This window comes from Streptomyces sp. NPDC002754 (assembly GCF_053592315.1).
The window spans coordinates 105,009-123,684 of record NZ_JBSFVM010000002.1; the positions used below are offsets into that span (position 1 = coordinate 105,009).

The 18,676-nt window shown below is 72.5% G+C and carries 12 protein-coding genes and 1 riboswitch; of the genes, 6 read left to right on the forward strand and 6 right to left on the reverse strand.

The window, feature by feature from the left end; translation table 11 throughout:
• Window positions 1-27 precede the first annotated feature (27 nt).
• Window positions 28-1,827: a DUF6049 family protein gene (locus tag ACWD2L_RS07825; protein ID WP_351338622.1), complete on the reverse strand. Its 1,800-nt coding sequence runs from the start codon at window positions 1,825-1,827 to the stop codon at window positions 28-30.
• Window positions 1,828-2,211: 384 nt separating this feature from the next.
• On the opposite strand from ACWD2L_RS07825, the gene cbiE reads away from it, so the two are divergent.
• Entirely contained in the window at window positions 2,212-3,450 is a 1,239-nt protein-coding gene (gene cbiE, locus ACWD2L_RS07830) for a precorrin-6y C5,15-methyltransferase (decarboxylating) subunit CbiE (protein WP_351338619.1), read from the forward strand.
• 13 nt (window positions 3,451-3,463) lie between these two features.
• A complete protein-coding gene (gene cobM, locus ACWD2L_RS07835) occupies window positions 3,464-4,207 on the forward strand; it encodes a precorrin-4 C(11)-methyltransferase (protein ID WP_351338616.1) in 744 nt (247 codons plus the stop codon).
• A gap of 30 nt (window positions 4,208-4,237) precedes the next feature.
• Here cobM and ACWD2L_RS07840 read toward each other — a convergent pair whose 3' ends face one another.
• On the reverse strand, window positions 4,238-5,374 hold the full coding sequence (locus tag ACWD2L_RS07840) for a cobalt-precorrin-5B (C(1))-methyltransferase (protein WP_351338613.1): 1,137 nt from the start codon (window positions 5,372-5,374) through the stop codon (window positions 4,238-4,240).
• An 11-nt stretch (window positions 5,375-5,385) separates the two neighbouring features.
• On the opposite strand from ACWD2L_RS07840, the gene ACWD2L_RS07845 reads away from it, so the two are divergent.
• Window positions 5,386-6,120, forward strand: a complete 735-nt coding sequence (locus ACWD2L_RS07845) for a cobalt-precorrin-6A reductase (RefSeq protein ID WP_351338611.1) — start codon at window positions 5,386-5,388, stop codon at window positions 6,118-6,120.
• A gap of 109 nt (window positions 6,121-6,229) precedes the next feature.
• Here the strand turns inward: ACWD2L_RS07845 and ACWD2L_RS07850 are convergent, their stop codons facing one another.
• The 3 genes from ACWD2L_RS07850 to ACWD2L_RS07860 are packed head-to-tail and all read right to left on the reverse strand — an operon-like array spanning window position 6,230 to window position 9,617.
• Window positions 6,230-7,747: a precorrin-2 C(20)-methyltransferase gene (locus tag ACWD2L_RS07850; protein WP_351338609.1), complete on the reverse strand. Its 1,518-nt coding sequence runs from the start codon at window positions 7,745-7,747 to the stop codon at window positions 6,230-6,232.
• Window positions 7,744-8,394, reverse strand: coding sequence for a precorrin-8X methylmutase (locus ACWD2L_RS07855; protein ID WP_351338606.1), 651 nt, complete (start codon window positions 8,392-8,394; stop codon window positions 7,744-7,746). The genes ACWD2L_RS07850 and ACWD2L_RS07855 overlap by 4 nt, the downstream gene beginning before the upstream one ends.
• An 8-nt stretch (window positions 8,395-8,402) precedes the next feature.
• A complete protein-coding gene (locus ACWD2L_RS07860) occupies window positions 8,403-9,617 on the reverse strand; it encodes a cobalamin biosynthesis protein CobG (protein ID WP_351338603.1) in 1,215 nt (404 codons plus the stop codon).
• Between the two features lie 242 nt (window positions 9,618-9,859).
• Window positions 9,860-9,956, forward strand: a riboswitch (cobalamin riboswitch).
• A 92-nt stretch (window positions 9,957-10,048) separates the two neighbouring features.
• On the opposite strand from ACWD2L_RS07860, the gene cobN reads away from it, so the two are divergent.
• Window positions 10,049-13,879, forward strand: coding sequence for a cobaltochelatase subunit CobN (cobN, locus tag ACWD2L_RS07865; RefSeq protein WP_351338601.1), 3,831 nt, complete (start codon window positions 10,049-10,051; stop codon window positions 13,877-13,879).
• A gap of 9 nt (window positions 13,880-13,888) precedes the next feature.
• On the opposite strand, the gene ACWD2L_RS07870 is transcribed toward cobN, so the two are convergent.
• A complete protein-coding gene (locus ACWD2L_RS07870) occupies window positions 13,889-16,366 on the reverse strand; it encodes a polysaccharide lyase family 8 super-sandwich domain-containing protein (RefSeq protein WP_351338599.1) in 2,478 nt (825 codons plus the stop codon).
• 182 nt (window positions 16,367-16,548) lie between these two features.
• Here ACWD2L_RS07870 and ACWD2L_RS07875 point away from each other — a divergent pair, with 182 nt between their 5' ends.
• Both ACWD2L_RS07875 and ACWD2L_RS07880 read left to right on the forward strand, forming a co-directional pair.
• Window positions 16,549-16,689, forward strand: coding sequence for a hypothetical protein (locus ACWD2L_RS07875; protein ID WP_351338597.1), 141 nt, complete (start codon window positions 16,549-16,551; stop codon window positions 16,687-16,689).
• Between the two features lie 94 nt (window positions 16,690-16,783).
• A complete protein-coding gene (locus ACWD2L_RS07880; protein WP_351340198.1) occupies window positions 16,784-18,550 on the forward strand; it encodes an ABC transporter ATP-binding protein in 1,767 nt (588 codons plus the stop codon).
• Window positions 18,551-18,676: the final 126 nt, after the last annotated feature.

Below are 18,676 nucleotides of genomic sequence, written 5' to 3' on the forward strand. Positions count from 1 at the left end.
GTGAGAAAGGCGGACGAGGACTCGTCATCAGCCGGTTGGGGTGGCCCCGCCCTGGCCGCTCCCGCTCCCGTTTCCATTGCGTCTGCGGACGCGGCGCATGCGGAACACGGCGGCCAGGACGATGAGCCCGACGCCCGCCGCCACCACGGCGATCGACCCGGAGGACACCGACGTCACATCGACCTCGAAGGTCATCTCGTCGCCCCACGGCTTGCCGTCGCTCGTCGTGTAGAGCTGCGCCGTCAGACGCGCCTTGCCGTTGGCCTTCGCGGTGACGTCGATCTGGGAGGTGTGGCTCGCCGAGCCCTCGGCCGACACGGAGATCTCGTCGTCGTTGACCTTGAGACGCTCGGAGTCGCTGGACGTGAGGCGCAGTTCGAGCCCGGAGACCTCTTGTTGCAGCGCGTTGTCGACCGTGACCGGGATCGAGGCGTCGCCCGACGTGACGGTGACGGTGGTCTTCGGCACCAGGCGCAGTGACGTCACCGACGTCGACAGGAAGGCCGTCGTGCGGTCCTGGAACGTCCGCTGCGCCGTGTCCTCCTCGCCCCGCCAGGCGGTGCCCAGGGCGCGGGCCATCGCCGCGTGCACGGACTCCGTGGTGTCCTTCGGGTCGGCGAGCACCTTGCCGAGGGTCGCGAGCCGGTCCAAGTCGCCTGCTGCGTCGGTCAGTTGCTCCTTGCCGAGCTCGCCCGCGCGCAGTCGTGAGGGGTACGCGGACGGGGACCCGGCCGCCCCTTTCACCGGGTCGTCGTCGGCCGCGCGGAGGTCCTGGAGGTCCAGCCAGCCGTCCTCGGTGCCGGCGTCGATGGCGGAGCCGAGCGCGTCCGCCGCCGTGCCCGACAGGTTGCGGGGCGGTACGAGGACCGGGCGGGTGTTCGCCTTGAGGAGCGCGGTGATGCGGCCGACGGTGGCCTTGCCTGCGGTGTCGGGGCTCGCGGAGGCCTCCGGGCCGGGGGAGGAGCCGGAGTCACTGGGTGACGCCGACGCCGACGCCGACGCGGTCGGAGTGGGGGAGGGCGCCTGGTCCTTGACGCGGCCGAGCGCGGCCGTCACGTCGGCCTCGTAGGGCAGCGCCGTCATCGCGTCGTCGCCGCTGCCCACGGTCACGGGGGCGGTGTCCGCGGGCGTGAGCCCCTGGCCCGAGGCGAGGACGCGGGTCACGCCGAGCTTGGCGCCGAGCGCGGTCACGTCGGAGTCGAGCGCGCCGTCGGCGGGCCAGCCGAGCCCCGGGCGGGCGGAGGTGTCGAGGGCCCGGTCGACGCGCTTCTTCGCGTCGGCCGCGAGCCCGGACACGACCTCCGTGAGGTCCTCGGTGTCGGTGCCGGGGTGGTGGGCCAGCGAGGCGAGGTCCGTGTCGGCGTACGGGAGGAGCCAGACCTCGCGGCCCTTCACGGCCTCCCGCAGCGCGGTGAGCCAGCTGCGGGCCGCGCCCTGGCCCGTGCCCTCGGTGGTGTCCTGCGGAGAGACGGAGGCGGCGTTCTTCGCGACGCGGTAGCCGGTGGACATCTCCTGCGCGGCGATCACCACGTCCGGGTCGAGCACCCAGCTGACGTCGCGGCCCTTGCCCGCGTCGACGACCTCGCGCAGGCGGCCGCCGGGGGCGAACAGGCCGGCGAGCGAGTCGTCGTCGAAGACGGGCTTCGCGTCCGAACCCGAGCCGAGGGCTGCCGCCGTCATGTGCGGGGTGGCGGTCACCGGCCAGACGACGGTGGTGGGTGCGGGCTCCTCCGCGGCGTTCGCCTCCGGCGTGGTGGCGGGCAGGGCGGAGGCCCCGACCACCATGGCGGTCACGGCCCACGCCCGTGCCATCCCGTAACCCGCCATGTCGTCCTGCCTCCCGCCGATGCGATTCGCTCTGAGGTAACACGGTGGCCGCGACGGTACGGGGGACCGGGGGTGTGCGCGGCGCGTCGCCCACGCCTCGGGGCTCCGCCCCGGACCCCGGACCCCGCGCCTCGGGGCTCCGCCCCGGAACCCGCGCCTCAATCGCCGGCGGGGCTTGATTTGGGGCTCCGCCCCCGTCGCCGCGGCGATTGGTTCTTTCAAGCCCCTGCGGCGATTGAGGCGCGGGTTCCGGGGCGGAGCCCCGGGTCTTTTCAGCCCCGCCGGCGATTGAGGCGCGGGGGGCCGGGGTCGGGGCGGGGCTGGTGTCGCCCGATAGAGTGCGGCTTCGACGTTGGCGCTCTTGACGACCCGAGGTACCTGGCAGTGACCCCCGCGAACCCGGCCCCACCGATGGCCACCGTCGTCGGAATCGGCGCGGACGGCTGGCCGGGCCTCCCGGAGACCTCCCGCGAGGCCCTCCGCACCGCGACCGCAGTCATCGGCGGGCCCCGCCAACTCGCCCTGCTCCCCCCGGAGTGCGAGGGCGACCGCGTCCCCTGGCCCACCCCCCTGCGCCCCGCCGTCCCGACCCTCCTCGCCCGCTACGCGGGCCACCGCCTCGCCGTCCTGGCCAGCGGCGACCCGATGTTCTACGGCATCGGCCGGGCGCTGACCGAAATCGTCGGCCCCGACGCACTGCACGTGCTGCCGCACCCGTCCTCCACCTCCTACGCCTGCGCCCGCCTCGGCTGGCCCGTGGAGGAGACCGAGGTGGTCACGCTGGTGGGCCGCCCGGCCGACCGGCTCGCCGCCGCACTGCACCACGGCCGCCACGTACTCGTCCTCTCCGCCGGCGCGGCCACCCCCGCCGAGGTCGCGAAGCTGCTCACGGAGCGCGGCTTCGGACCGAGCCGCCTCACCGTCCTGGAACGCCTCGGCGCCGAGGAGGAGACGTCGTACGAGGGCGTGGCCGAGGCCTGGACGCACGCGCCCGGCGACCCGCTGAACGTGATCGCCGTCGACTGCCGCCGCGCCCCCGACACCCTGCGCCTCGGCGCCGCCCCCGGCCTGCCCGACACCGCGTACGAGAACGACGGCCAGCTCACCAAGCGCCACGTCCGCGCCGCGACCCTCGCCGCGCTCGCCCCCGCCCCCGGCGAACTGCTGTGGGACATCGGCGGCGGCTCGGGCTCCATCGGCATCGAGTGGATGCGCACGCACCCGTCCTGCCGCGCGTACGCCGTGGAGCGGGACCCGGAGCGCGCGGCCCGCATCGAGCGGAACGCGGCGCGGCTCGGCGTGCCGGGCCTGACCGCCGTCACCGGCCCCGCACCGAAGGCGCTGGCCGAACTCCCGCCCCCCGACGCCGTGTTCATCGGCGGCGGCCTCACCGCCCCCGACCTCCTCGACGCCTGCTGGGCAGCGCTCGCACCGGGCGGCCGCCTGGTGGCCAACACCGTCACCCTCGAATCCGAGGCGCTGCTCGCCACCTGGTACCGGCGCCACGGTGGCGACCTGGTGAAGCTGTCCGTCGCGCACGCGGTGCCGGTCGGCGGCTTCACGGGGTGGCGGCAGGCGATGCCGGTCACGCAATGGTCGGTAACGAAAACAGCGGAACTCTAAAGGTGGGACAGCCATGACCGTCTACTTCATCGGGGCGGGCCCCGGCGCCGCCGACCTGATCACGGTCCGCGGCGCGCGCACGCTCGCGAACTGCCAGGTGTGCCTGTACGCGGGTTCGCTGGTCCCGGCCGAACTCCTCGCCGAATGCCCGCAGGACGCGAAGCTGATCGACACGGCGAACCTCGATCTCGACGCCATCGAGCGGGAGTTCGCGGCGGCGCACGAGGCAGGACACGACGTGGCCCGCCTGCACTCCGGCGACCCGTCCGTGTTCTCCGCGGTGGCCGAGCAGATGCGCCGCCTGGACGCGCTCGGCATCCCGTACGAGATGGTCCCCGGAGTCCCGGCGTTCGCGGCGGCGGCAGCGGCGCTGAAGCGCGAACTGACGGTGCCGACGGTCGGCCAGACGGTGATCCTGACCCGTATCGCCCAGCAGGCCACACCGATGCCGCCCGGCGAGGACCTCGCGACACTCGGCGCGAGCGGCGCGCTCCTCGTCCTGCACCTCGGCGCGCGCTACGTGGACCGGATCGTCTCCGAACTGCTTCCGCACTACGGCGCGGACTGCCCCACCGCGGTCGTCGCCTACGCCAGCCGCGAGAACGAACTGGTCCTGCGCGGCACCCTCGCCGACATCGCGGACCAGGTGAAGGCGTCGGGTGTGCTGCGGACCGCCGTGATCATCGTGGGCCGCACGTTGGGCGCCTCCCAGTTCCGGGACAGCCACCTGTACTCCGTGGGGCGGGAACGGGCCTAGGTTGCCGGGCTCTGCCCCGGGCCCCGCTGCTCAATCGCCGCAGGGGCTTGATTTGCCTACTACGTTCCCTGCTCGGTCGATGCAGATGACGTCCACGGCCACCGGGGCGCCGCGGAGGACCGCGAGAGCCTCGTCGCGGGCCGCCCTCGCCACCAGGTCACCGAGCGGGACACCCGCCGCCGTGCACAGTTGGAGGGCGGCGAGTCCTGTGTTGGCCTCGGCGACCTCCTGGGCGAGGGACTCCGACGCCCCGCCGCCGCGCGCCAGTTCGGCCAGGAAACCCTTGTCGACCTGGGAACGGCCCGAGTGCAGATCCAGATGGCCCGCCGCCAGTTTCGACAGCTTGGCGAAGCCGCCGCAGATGGTCAGACGGTCGACCGGGTGGCGGCGGATGTACTTCAGGACCGCGCCCGCGAAGTCGCCCATGTCGAGCAACGCGTCGTCGGGCAGGGCGTGTTCACGGACGACCGTCTTCTCGGACGTCGAGCCGGTGCAGCCCGCGACATGCGTACGGCCCGCGGCGCGCGCCACGTCGACGCCCCGCCGGATCGAGTCGATCCACGCCGAGCACGAGTAGGGCACGACGATCCCCGTCGTGCCGAGCACCGACAGACCGCCGAGGATCCCGAGCCGCGGGTTCCAGGTCGAGCGGGCGATCTCCTCGCCGTGGTCGATGGAGATCGTGACCTCTACGTCTACGTTGCCGGGGTCGCCCTGTTCCGCTGCCACCCGGTCGAGGTGCGTGCGGATCATCTCGCGCGGCACCGGGTTGATGGCGGGTTCGCCGACCGGCAGCGGAAGTCCGGGCCGGGTGACCGTGCCGACGCCCGGCCCCGCCTTGAACACCACTCCCGAGCCGGGCGGGAGGCGCCGCACCGTGGACCGTACGAGGGCGCCGTGCGTGACGTCCGGGTCGTCGCCGGCGTCCTTGACGACACCGGCCGTCGCCGATTCCGCGTCGCGGGACTCCACCGCGAGCGCGAAGGCCGGTGTCTGGCCCTTCGGCAGCGTGATCGTCACCGGGTCGGGGAACTCGCCGGTCAGCAGCGCCGTGTACGCGGCCGTGGTCGCGGCGGTCGCGCAGGCGCCGGTCGTCCAGCCGGGCCGCAGACCGGTGTGCTTGAGTTGGGCGCTGCGCCCGCCTTTCGGCTCAGTCGATTCGTTCATGGAGTTCCCCGATGCCGCACGTGTTGATTCTCGGCGGGACGACCGAGGCCCGGCACCTGGCCGAGGCCCTGCACCCGCGGGTCCGCGTGACCAGCTCGCTCGCGGGCCGCGTCGCGGCGCCCCGGCTGCCGGCCGGTGAGGTGCGGATCGGCGGGTTCGGCGGGGCGGACGGCATGGCGGAGTGGATCCTCGAGCAGGCCGTGTCCGCGGTCATCGATGCCACCCATCCCTTCGCCGAGACGATCAGTTTCAACGCGGCGCGGGCCGCCGCCACCGCCCATGTTCCCCTGCTCGCGCTGCGGCGGCCCGGCTGGGTGCCGGGTCCGGGGGACGACTGGCGGGAGGTCGGCTCCCTGGCGGAGGCGGCCGAGGCGGTGCGGGGGGCGGGGCGGGTCTTCCTCACCACGGGGCGGATGGGGCTTGCCGCGTTCGCCCACGTCGATGACGCGGAGTTCCTCGTGCGGTCCGTGGATGCGCCTGAGGCGCCGGTGCCGCCGCGGATGGAGGTGCTGCTGGACCGGGGCCCGTTCACGTTGTCCGGCGAACGCGCGGTCCTCTCCGACCACGCCATCGACGTCCTCGTGACCAAGGACAGCGGCGGCGCCGCGACCTCCCCGAAGTTGACCGCTGCGCGGGAGGCGGGCATCCCGGTGGTGGTGGTCCGCCGCCCCCCGGTGCCGACCGGTGTCCCCGTCGCCACCACCGTGGAGGAAGCCACACACTGGCTCAACGCCCCCCGGCCCTGAAAGACTGGGGCTCTGCCCCATACCCCGCTGCTCAATCGCCGCAGGGGCTTGATAGCTCAAGCCCCGCCGGCGATTGAGGCGCGGGGTCCGGGGCGGAGCCCCGTGGCCGTTACGCGGTGCCGGGTTCTGGATAGCGGCGCGGGGTCCATGTCACCGTTCGGCCGTCCGCACGGACCACCGCCTGGGTCTGCGACGACCCGACGATCAGCAACGTACGCATGTCGACGACCTCGGGGTCAAGATCGGCGAGCCGGACGACCCGTACGCTCTCCTCGGCCCCGCCGACATCCCGCGCAAGAACCACCGGCGTATCCGGCAGCCGCAGCTCAAGCAACAACTCCCGCGCCTTGCCCACCTGCCACGTCCGGCTCCGCGACCCCGGGTTGTAAAGGGCCAGCACCAGATCCGCCGCCGCAGCCGTCCGCAACCGCTCCGCGATGACCTCCCACGGCTTCAGCCGGTCGGAAAGGGAGATCGTCGCGTAGTCGTGCCCGAGCGGCGCCCCCGCCTTCGCCGCCGCCGCGTTCGCCGCCGTAACCCCCGGCAGGACCCGCACCGGAATCCCCGAGTACCGCTCCTCCGAGGCGACTTCGAGCACCGCCGTCGCCATCGCGAAGACACCGGGGTCACCCCCGGAGACGACCGCGACACGATGCCCGCGCCGCGCCAGATCGAGGGCGAACTCGGCACGCTCGGACTCGACTTTGTTGTCCGACCCGTGCCGCACCTGCCCCGGCCGTCCGGGCACACGCGCGAGGTACGTGGTGTACCCGACCAGGTCGTCGGCGTTGGCCAGCGCGCCGCGCGACTCCGGCGTCAGCCAGGGCGCACCCGCGGGCCCGGTACCCACGACCACGACCTCGCCCCGAGCCGGATCCAGCTCCGCGTCCAGGTCCGCCACCGGCACCGCGTCGACCCGGGAGGGCAGCACGGCGACGGAGAAGTACGGCACGGACTCCGGGTCGATGTCGGCCAGCGCCCCCGTCCGCTCGCCGTCCATGAACGCCCGCTCGACATAACGCGCGTCGTCGAGCCGCCCCGAACTCTCGATCGCCGCCCGCACCTTGGTGAACGTACGCCCCAGCTTCATGACGACAGCGGAGTCCGCGGCGGCGATCCGCGCGGACAGCTCGTCCTCCGGCAGCGTGCCGGGGATGACGGTCAGCGTCTCCTTGTCCTCGCACAGCGGCTGCCCGAGCCGTGCGGCGGCGGCGCTGATGGACGTGACACCCGGGATCACGGTCGCCTCGTACCGGTCGGCGAGCCGCTTGTGCATGTGCTGGTACGAGCCGTAGAACATCGGGTCGCCCTCGGCGAGCACGGCGACCGTGCGCCCGGCGTCGAGGTGCGCGGCAAGGGTGGCGGCCGCCTCCTCGTAGAAGTCGTCGAGCGCGCCCCGGTATCCGCGGGGATGATCCGTCGTCTCGACCGTGAGCGGATACATCAGCCGCTCCTCGATCTGGGTCTCGCGGATGTGCTCCGCGGCGATCGAGCGGGCGATGGAACGCCCGTGGCGCGCGCAGTGGTACGCGATGACGTCGGCGGAGGCGATCACCTTCACGGCCGCGACGGTCATCAACTCCGGGTCACCGGGCCCGAGCCCGACGCCATACAGCTTCCCGCTCATGCCCGGTCCTCCATGATCTCCGCCTCGGTCGCGATCGCGTTCAGCGCGGCGGCGGTGATGGCGCTGCCGCCCCTGCGTCCTCGTACGACGAGGTGTTCGAGGCCCAGTTCGTTCGCGGCGAGCGCGTCCTTCGACTCGGCGGCGCCGACGAAGCCGACGGGTATGCCGATGATCGCGGCGGGCTTCGGCGCGCCCTTCGCGATCATCTCCATGAGGTGGAAGAGCGCGGTGGGCGCGTTGCCGATCGCGACGACGGCGCCGTCGAGCCGGTCACGCCACAGTTCGAGCGCGGCGGCACTGCGCGTGGTCCCCAACTTGGCAGCGAGGTCCGGTACTTGAGGGTCCCTCAGCGTGCAGATCACCTCGTTCTCGGCGGGCAGCCGCTTGCGGGTGACGCCGCTGGCGACCATGTGGGCGTCGCACAGGATGGGCGCCCCGGCGCGCAGCGCGGCCCGCGCGTTCGCCACGACGCCGGTCGAGTGGCCGATGTCCTGTACGAGATCCACCTGGCCGCAGGCGTGGATCATGCGGACCGCCACCTGGGCGAGGTCGGCGGGCAGCGCCGCGAGTCCGTCCGCGGCTTCCGCGCGGATCGTGGCAAAGGACTCGCGGTAGATCGCCGCGCCGTCCTTCTCGTAGTCGAACACGGTTGCTCTCAGCTCTCGGTGTGATGGGGGACGGAGGGAACGGTGAGGGTGTGGCCGCCGCCGGGCTGCGCCACGACGTCCACGTACGGGCCGGTGGGGTGCCCGCAGCGCCGCTCGCAGCCGGACCAGTACACGGGCAGGCCGCCGTACGAGTCCATGTCGGCGAGGTGCGCGGCGGCCTCCGCGCGCACGTCCGCGTGGGACTTGGCGCAGCCGGGTCGGCCGACGCAGGCGCTCACCCGCGTCCACGGTGAGTCCGGTGCGGTGACGAAGCCCGCGCGGGCGAGCGGTTCGGAGTCTGCGCCGGGCACGACGATCCCGCGCCACGGGGTGAGCCGCACCTCGCCGTCGGCCGAGTCGAGCAGCGCCGACCAGGCGTCGGGTGTGACGGCACCGAAGGGGGCCTGCACGGACCACGCCCGTACGGCGCCGGCGGCGTCGAGGACCGGCCCGGGTTTCGGCGGCCGTGCGACCGGCCGCTCCGGCGCCGCGGCGACCTCGGCCCCGGTCCTCCGCGCTACACGCTCCGTCAACTCCCCTGGTACGAGGGTGAGTTCGGCGACCCGCCAGCCCCGCCCCGGATCGTCCCGGGCCGCCGCGACGAACTCCTCCGCCGCCGCCACCGCGGCCCGCGCCGCATCCTCGTACGCCAGGCGCAGTTCGTACGGTTCGGCGGCGAGGCGGAGCACGGCGCGGCCCCCGGGCGTCGCCCGCAGCAGGATGTCGGGTGCGAGTGCGGCGACGTCGCCGCGGCCGTCGTCCAGGGCGAACAGGAACTTGCCGCTCAGCGTGGGCGTCACCGTGCTCGCGCACAGCAGCTGGTCGAGGTCGAGGAGCCACTCGCGTACGTCGGCGGGGCTCCGGTCGTCGAGGCCCGAGAGCGGCGAGGCGAGGATGTTGCGGACGCGTTCGTGCGCGGCCGAGGGGAGCAGGCCTGCGGCTCGCAGGGCCGCCCCGAACTCGGCGCCGCGCTTGGCGTCGACACCGCGCACCTCCGCGTTGCCGCGCGACGTGATTCGTACGACACCGTCCCCGAACTCGCGCGCCGCGTCGCCGAGCGCCCGCGCCCGGTGCCGCGGAAGCAGCCCGCCGGGTATCCGGATCCGGGCGAGCCCACCGTCATCGGCCGCGTGCAGGCGCAACGCCCCCGGACAGGCGTCGTCGCCGGACGAACCGGGCGCACCGGACGTACCGCGGCCGACGGGTATGGGGGAGGCGGGCATGCCGGGGAGCATACCCACCGGTCCCCGCGTCGCCTCCGTGACGCCGACCACGGCACAGGTGCCGGGGACCCGCGACGGAAGGCGCGGGGACCCGCGACGGAAAAGCGTGACACATCTCGGGAAACCGTCACACCTTTCCGAGACGCCCCCGCCCCGGAGCGGGCGCCGACGGCGTCCCGTACCGAGTCCGGCACCCGCCCCCGTACGATGAGGCGCGGTGGGCCCGTCCGGCCCGCCGCACATCGCCAGCGACGGCGACACAGGAGGAAGCCCGGTGCGAACCCGGCGCGGTCCCGCCACTGTGAGCCCCGGCCCCAGGCCGGAGTGAGCCAGGAACTCCTTTCCCCAAGCTCTCGAACAACCTCGAGCAGGGGAGACCCCATCCCAAGACCACCCGGGGCGCGGACACCCCGAGGAAGGCCAGACGACGCATGCCTCAGCAGCTCCTGCTCCTGTCGACGTCGGACACCGACCTGCTCAGCGCCCGTGCGGCCAACGCCGCCGACGCCCCGGTCGGTTTCCGCTTCGACAACCCTTCCCGTATCGACGTCGAGACGGACCTGCCGGGTCTCCTCGACGGCGTGGACCTGGTGGTCGTACGCCTCCTCGGCGGCGTCCGCGCCTGGCAGGACGGCATCGACCGGCTGACCGCCGCCGGGATCCCGCTGGTCGTCCTCACCGGTGAACAGGCCCCCGACGCCCAGCTGATGGCGACGTCCACGGTGCCGGTCGGCATCGCGGCCGAGGCCCACAAGTACCTGGCGCACGGCGGTCCCGAGAACCTGGGCCAGCTGGCCCGCTTCCTCTCGGACACGGTGCTGCTGACCGGCCACGGCTTCGAGCCGCCGGTCGCCGCGCCGACCTGGGGCGAGTTGGAGCGCGAGCCCTCGACCGCCGAAGGCCCGACGGTCGCGGTGCTCTACTACCGCGCCCACCACATGAGCGGCAACACGGCGTTCGTGCACGGCCTCTGCGACGAGATCGAGCGCGCGGGCGCCCGCCCCCTGCCGCTGTACGTCGCGTCCCTCCGCGCCCCCGAACCGGAGTTGATCGACGCCCTGCGCCCGGTCGGCGCGATCGTCACGACGGTCCTCGCGGCCGGCGGCACGAAGCCCGCTCAGGCGAGCGCCGGAGGCGACGACGAGTCCTGGGACGCGGGCGCGCTCACGCAGCTCGACGTCCCGATCCTCCAGGCCCTGTGCCTGACCTCCTCCCGCGCCGACTGGGAGGCGAACGACGAGGGCGTCTCGCCGCTGGACGCCGCGAGCCAGATCGCGGTGCCGGAGTTCGACGGCCGCCTCATCACCGTCCCGTTCTCCTTCAAGGAGATCGACGAGGACGGGCTCCCGGCCTACGTCGCCGACCCCGAGCGGGCGGCCCGGGTGGCCGGGATCGCGGTGCGCCACGCGCGCCTCAGGCACATCCCGGCGGCGGACAAGAAGCTCGCGCTCGTCCTGTCCGCGTACCCGACGAAGCACTCGCGCATCGGCAACGCGGTGGGCCTGGACACCCCGGCCTCCGCGGTGGCGATCCTGCGCCGACTCCTCGAAGAGGGCTACGACTTCGGGGACACGGCCGAGATCCCCGGCCTCGCCTCCGGCGACGGCGACGAGCTGATCCGCGCGCTCATCGACGCGGGCGGCCACGACCAGGAGTGGCTGACCGAGGAGCAGCTCGCGAAGAACCCGGTCCGCATCCCGGCCGCCGACTACAAGCGCTGGTACGCGACGCTGCCGCAGGAGCTGCGGGACGGCGTCGAGCGGCACTGGGGGCCGCCGCCCGGCGAGATGTTCGTGGACCGGTCCCGCAACCCCGAGGGCGACATCGTGCTCGCCGCCCTGCGCCGCGGCAATCTGCTCATCCTCATCCAGCCGCCGCGCGGCTTCGGCGAGAACCCGATCGCGATCTACCACGACCCCGATCTCCCGCCGTCCCACCACTACTTGGCGGCGTACCGCTGGATCGCGGCGTCGGCCGGTGACGGTGGTTTCGGTGCGGACGCGATGATCCACCTCGGCAAGCACGGCAACCTGGAGTGGCTGCCTGGCAAGAACGCGGGGCTTTCGGCGGCGTGCGGGCCGGACGCGGCGCTCGGCGATCTGCCCCTCATCTACCCGTTCCTGGTCAACGACCCCGGCGAGGGCACGCAGGCCAAGCGCCGTGTGCACGCCACGCTCATCGACCACCTGGTGCCGCCGATGGCCCGCGCGGACTCCTACGGCGACATCGCCCGGCTCGAGCAACTCCTCGACGAGCACGCCCAGATCGCCGCCATGGACCCGGCGAAGCTGCCCGCGATCCGCGCCCAGATCTGGACCCTCATCCAGGCCGCGAAGCTCGACCACGACCTGGGGGTCGCGGACCGGCCCGAGGACGAGGGCTTCGACGAGTTCATCATGCATCTCGACGGCTGGCTCTGTGAGATCAAGGACGTCCAGATCCGCGACGGTCTGCACGTCCTGGGCCAGGCGCCGGCCGGCGCCGACCGCGTCAACCTGGTCCTCGCGATTCTGCGGGCCCGCCAGATCTGGGGCGGCAACCAGGCCCTGCCGGGGTTGCGGGAGGCGCTCGGCCTGGACGAGTCGGCTGCGACCCGCGTCGCGGCGGACGAGGTGGAGGCCATGGCCCGGTCCTTGGTGGAAGCCATGGAGGCGGCCGACTGGTCCCCGGACGCGGTACCGCAAGCAATCGCCACAGCTGCCCCCACGTCTCGGGGCTCCGCCCCGGACCCCGCGCCTCAAACGCCGGCGGGGCTTGAAGAGCCTGCTCAATCGCCGCAGGGGCTTGATTTGCCCGACCCCGCCGACGCCGAAGGGGGCGATGCCGCCGCCCCCGCCTTGGGCAATCTGCCGCCTGGGGCGGCAGGGTGGGCAAGGCGGACCACGGTGCCGCGCACCGATAACGACGGGCCCGACCCCGTTTCCGCGATCCTGGACTTCGCCGCCCGCGAGGTTGTGCCCCGGCTGGGTGCCACGACGGACGAGTTGGATCACGCCGTCCGCGCGCTGAACGGCCGCTTCGTACCCGCAGGGCCGAGTGGGTCGCCGCTCCGAGGGCTCGTGAACGTGCTGCCGACCGGGCGGAACTTCTACTCCGTCGACCCGAAGGCCGTGCCGAGTCGGCTCGCCTGGGAGACGGGGCAGGCCCTCGCCGAGAGCCTCCTCACCCGGTACAAGGACGACAACGGCGAATACCCCACCTCCGTGGGCCTGTCCCTGTGGGGCACAAGCGCCATGCGCACCGCCGGCGACGACATCGCGGAGGCCCTCGCCCTCCTCGGCATCCGCCCCGTCTGGGACGACGCCTCGCGCCGCGTCACCGGCCTGGAGCCGATCCCGTACGAGGAGCTGAACCGACCCCGCATCGACGTCACCCTCCGGATCTCCGGCTTCTTCCGCGACGCGTTCCCGCACACCATCGGCCTCCTCGACGACGCGGTCCGCCTCGCCGCGTCCCTCGACGAGCCCGCCGAGCACAACTACGTACGGGCCCACGCCCAGGCCGACCTCGCCGAGCACGGCGACGAACGCCGCGCCACGACCCGTATCTTCGGCTCGCGCCCGGGTACGTACGGCGCCGGTCTCCTCCAGCTGATCGACTCCAAGGACTGGCGCACGGACGCCGACCTCGCCGAGGTCTACACGGTGTGGGGCGGATACGCGTACGGCCGCGGACTCGACGGAAGGTCCGCCCGTACGGAGATGGAGACCGCCTACAAGCGCATCGCGGTCGCCGCCAAGAACACCGACACCCGCGAGCACGACATCGCCGACTCGGACGACTACTTCCAGTACCACGGCGGCATGGTCGCCACCGTGCGCGCGCTGCGCGGAACCGCCCCCGAGGCGTACATCGGCGACTCCACCCGCCCGGAGACGGTCAAGACCCGCACGCTCGTCGAGGAGACCTCCCGCGTCTTCCGGGCCCGCGTCGTGAACCCCAAGTGGATCGAGGCGATGCGCCGCCACGGCTACAAGGGCGCCTTCGAACTCGCCGCGACGGTGGACTACTTGTTCGGCTACGACGCCACGACCGGCGTCATCGCCGACTGGATGTACGACAAGTTGACCGAGACGTACGTCCTCGACGAGACGAACCGCCAGTTCCTCACGGAGAACAACCCGTGGGCCCTGCACGGCATCGCGGAGCGCCTGCTCGAAGCCGAGTCGCGCGGCATGTGGGAGAAGCCGGACCCGCAGACGCTGGAGGCCCTCCGCCAGGTGTACCTGGAGTCGGAGGGCGACCTGGAGGCGGACGAGTAGGCCCCACCCTCACCGCCGCAGCGTCACGGCGAAGCTCCGTCCGTACGCGTGGTGCGTGTCGACGTCGAGCCGGGTGCCGCCCGGCACGGTGCTGACGCGCACCACGTCGTCGCCGTCGGCCTTGCGCAGGCGGCGGCCGCGCAACACGAGCGTGACGGTGTCCCGTTCGGTGGTGGGGTCGGACACCGCGACGGTGACCCCGCCGTCCCGCCGGCGCACGAGCACGGACGCCGGACCCTCGACGTCGAGCCCCGCGACCCGGTGCGCGCCGCCGGCGAAGGTGTTCACCCCCGTGAGCCCGAGCCCGTCGTGGCCCACGGCCTGCATCCGCGAGGTGTTCGCGAGCACGCGCGCACCCTTGTACGCGCGCACCGCCGCCTCCGAGGCGTTCGGCAGCAACGCGTAGGCGAAGGAGGCGGGCTTGGCCCCGGCCGCCTGCTCGACCGTCAGCGAGAACACCCGCTTCGTCACCGCCGTGTCCGGGTTCGAGGTGCGTACGACGCGACGGCTGCGCGTCACCGTGTCGAGCCGCGCCTTCGCGACGGGCCCGGCGAGCCGGACGTAGCCGACCGCCGCGTCCCGCGAACCGTCCGCCCAGCGCACCCATCCGTCGCCCTCGGCCACGGTCACCGCGTCGCCCGCGGGCGCCACGCGCGCGTCGACGGTCGTCGTCACGGCCCGCCCGCCACCGGGAGCGTCCCCGACCCCCGCCGCGAGCACCACGATCTCGTCATCCAGCAGGAACCACGACTTCGTGGCCCGCGCCCCGCGATACGCCACGAAGTCGTCCGGCAGCACCCCCGCCCGCTTGTCCCGCCACGGCACATCGTCGGAGGCGACCCACCCGACCGCGCCGTACACACCGTCCAGCACCGCGCCGCCCGAGTACGCCTGCGTGGCCGTCGGGAAGTACACGTACTTGTTCTGCGATTCGCTGGACGCAGTGAAGTTCAGGGGGTGGTCCGGGTTGTCGTAGAACAGCTTGCCTTCGTACAACTCCGGTACCGTTCCCCGGTGTTCGACGGGAGCGGTCACGCCCGCGAGCCCGTACGGGGAGACGGCGGTGAAGTAGTCGACGCCGAAGGACGTCGCCTGATCCTGCCCCGCCAGGTACAGATAATGAGCCCCGTCCCCCTGGAACCACGGCATCAGGTTCTCGCCGCTCATGTACTCGTACTTGCTGATGCGCCGCGAACTGCGGGAGAGCGTGAACGCGTAACCGGGACGGCGGTGAACGGTCCGGTCCATCGCGTTGAAGGCCACGGAGCGGGCAGGCGGGTTGAGGTCGGCCGGGCGGACGTCGGGGTCCGCGAGGATGTCGGCGTACCGGACGATGCTGAGCGGCGAGACGAACGTCGCCGGGTCCAGGCTCGCCTTCGACGTGGCCCGGATGTGCTTCACGTACGCCTTGAGGGCCCCTGCCTCCTCCCCCGTCGACAGCGACGCGAGGTCGACGACGCCCTCGACGATCGTGGCGGAATCGGCGTAGCCGCTGCCCGTGCGCGACACGGCCCGCCCCTTCACCGCCTCCATCATCCAGCCCTCGAAGATCAGCGGAGCGAACCCGTCGCGCACCCACTTGTGCACGGTGGGCACGAGTTCCTCGCCGTACGCGAAGCCCGTCCCGTCCAGCAGCTTCAGCGTCTGGATCACGCGCGTGAGCAGCCCCTTCCCGTACGAGCCCGTGTACGCGACGGAGGAGTGCTGAATGAAGGAGCCGTCGGCGTAGTGCCCGTCGGTGACGCCGTGCTGGAGCCGGTACGGATCGACCGTCGCGAAGACGGTCAGCTGATCGGTGAGCGCCTTGCGGATACGGGCCTCGTCGCCCGTCAGCGCGCCCTGGAGGATGCGGTTGGTGGTGATGTCGGCGAGGTTGGCACCGGTGTGGAACCGCGAGTCGAGGTCGACGTCGCCGTCCTTGCCGCTGCGCAGATACGCGTCCATGGAGGCGATGTAGGTGCTGGTCAGCTCGGCGGGGGCGGCGTCCCCGAGCAGCACCAGCGTCCGGCTGACGTGCTGCGAGACGCCTATCTCCCAGGTGAACCAGTTGCCGTAATAGCCGGTGGACTGGTCGCCGTAGTACTTCTCGTGCAGCCACGTCAACGCGTCGACGACGCGGGCACGGGGGATGTCCGAGGCGTCCGACGTCCGCGTGGCCAGCGCGATCTCGTAGACCTTCTGATACGTGGTGTTGAGGTTCGGATCGCTGCTTCCGAGCGGCAGCCCCTTGAACAGCTCACCGTCACCGCTCGCCGCGTCCATCGCCGCGAGATTCGCGCGCGCCGTCTTCTCGATCGCGGCGAGCTTGGCTGCGGTCTCCTTACGGGAGTTGGACTCGGCGGTGCCCGCGAACATGGCCACCGTATTGGCGAGCAACTGCTCTGCGCCCACGGCGAGTTCATCGGCACTCGCCCACCGTACGGGCACGGCGGCCAGCACCCCACTCGCGGCCAGCACGCTCAGCAGACGTCTACGGGTGATCTCCATTGATCCGTCCCTCCGGCCGGTTTTTCCTTATGAGAAACCGACTCATTCGCAATTAACCAACCTCTAAACGAAATTGGTTCCGGTCACTCTTTTCGGCCCGGTAGTGTTTTCCATGTCGCCGACGAACAACGCCGGCGGAAAAGAAAAACAGTGAATTGACCCAGAAATTCTAGGAGAACGCCATGAGCTTCCACAAGATTGCCCCCGTCGCCAAGAACCGCAAGGGCGCCACCCCGGCCGCCCCGGCCAAGCGGCACGCGCAGCCGAAGAAGGGCGCCCCGAAGGCGCACGCGAAGCGTCGTCCGGTCGGCGGCAAGCGCTGACCCGTTCCCCTCACCGAGAGGCGGGGCCGTCCCTTCCGGCGGCCCCGCCTCTGCTCTTCCCTGTCCGGTTCCTGCCCGGGAGTTGACCCTGTCCATGCGCGGCACACGTGACATCACGGAGGCGTTCCGGCGCTTCTGGCCACTGACCCGGGGTGACCGTGGGCGGCTCGTCGTGATCGTCGGCTGCGTGATCGTGGCGGCGCTCGCCGAGACCGCCGCGATCCTGCTGTTCGCGGAGATCACCGACCATGCGCTGCAGGCCGGGTCGCCGTCCGCGTTCTGGGGGCCCGCGCTCGCCTGGCTCGGCGCGGCCGCCGTCGGCGCGCTCGTCGGATACGCGGGCAATTCGCTCGCCGTATGGACCGCCGAGAGATTTGTCATGCGGCTGCGGGCGAAAGTTTTCTCACACCTCCAGGAATTGCCGCCGCATTTCTTCAGAAAACACCGACGGGGCGATCTCGTGTCCCGGCTCACCGGAGATGTGGAGGCCATCGAGCAGATGGTCGTGTCAGGCGTGGTCGGCACCGTGTCCGCCGTCTTCTCCGCTCTCTTCTACGGGGCGGCTGCCCTCTGGCTGCGCTGGGACCTGGCCCTGGTCACCTTCGTGCTGGCCCCGCTGTTCCTGCTGGCCGCCCGCCGCTTCTCCGGCCGCATCGGACGCGCGGCCCGCGACGAACGCGCCGCCGAGGGCGCGATCACCTCCGTCGTCGAGGAGTCCCTCGGCAACATCGAGCTCACCCAGGCCTACAACCGGCACCGCGCCGAGGAACAGCGCCTGGCCACCGAGGCCCGCAACTGGATGCGCGCGTCCGTGCGCGGGGCGCGGGCCACCGAGATGTACGAGCAGCTGGTCCAGGTCGTCGAGACGGTGTGCGTGCTTGCGGTGATCGGGCTCGGCGCGTGGGAGATCTCCCAACAGCGCCTCACCCTCGGCCAGTTGCTGGCCTTCGCCGCGTTCATCGGCTACCTGTATCCACCCGTCCGGGACCTCGGGCAGCTCGGACTCACGCTCACGGCGGCGACGGCGGGAGCGCGCCGCCTCGCGGAGATCCTGGACGCGCGCCCGGCGGTGTCGGACCCAGCGGTTCCCACGCCTCGGGGCTCCGCCCCGGACCCCGCGCCTCAAGCGCCGGCGGGGCTTGAATGTGCTCATCCAGGCCGCATCACCCTCGACCACGTCACCCATCAATACCCGGACACCGTCCAAGCCGCACTGCACGACGTGACAATGGCCGCCGAACCGGGCGAACTCGTCCTCGTCACCGGGCCCAGCGGCGCCGGCAAGTCCACGCTCACCCAGCTCCTCGTCCGGTTCTACGACCCGACCTCCGGAGTCGTCCGCCTGGACGGGGTTCCGCTGCCCGAACTGTCGCTCACGGACGTCCGCGACCGGATCACCCTGCTCCCGCAACGCACCCACGTCCTGCACGGCACCATCCGCGAGAACATCGCGGCGGGCCGCCCGGGTGCGAGCGACGCGGAGGTCGAGCGGGCGGCACGGGACGCCGACGCGCACGCCTTCATCACCGCGCTCCCCGACGGCTACGCCACGGAGATCGCCCCCGGCACGGCGGCGCTCTCCGGTGGCCAGCTCCAGCGCGTCGCCATCGCACGCGCCATGCTGAGGCCCTCCCCGGTCCTGGTCCTCGACGAGCCGACCACGGGCCTCGACGCGGAGTCGGCCCACCGCGTCGTGGAGCCGCTGCGCCACCTGATGCGGGACCGCACGACGATCCTGATCACCCACGACCTGACACTGGCCCCGTACGCGGACCGGGTGCTGTTCCTGGACGAGGGCCGGACCGCCCCCTTGGCACACCCGGAACTGCCGGGTAGGCCCGGGGGCTCGTGGCCCAGGTGAACCGGCCCCTTTCGGCGGTACGGCCACATCAAGCCCGTGCGGCGATTGAGCACATCCAGCCCCGTCGGCGCTCGAGGCGCGGGGCCCGGGGCGGAGCCCCATTCTTTCAGCCCCGCGGGCGTTTGA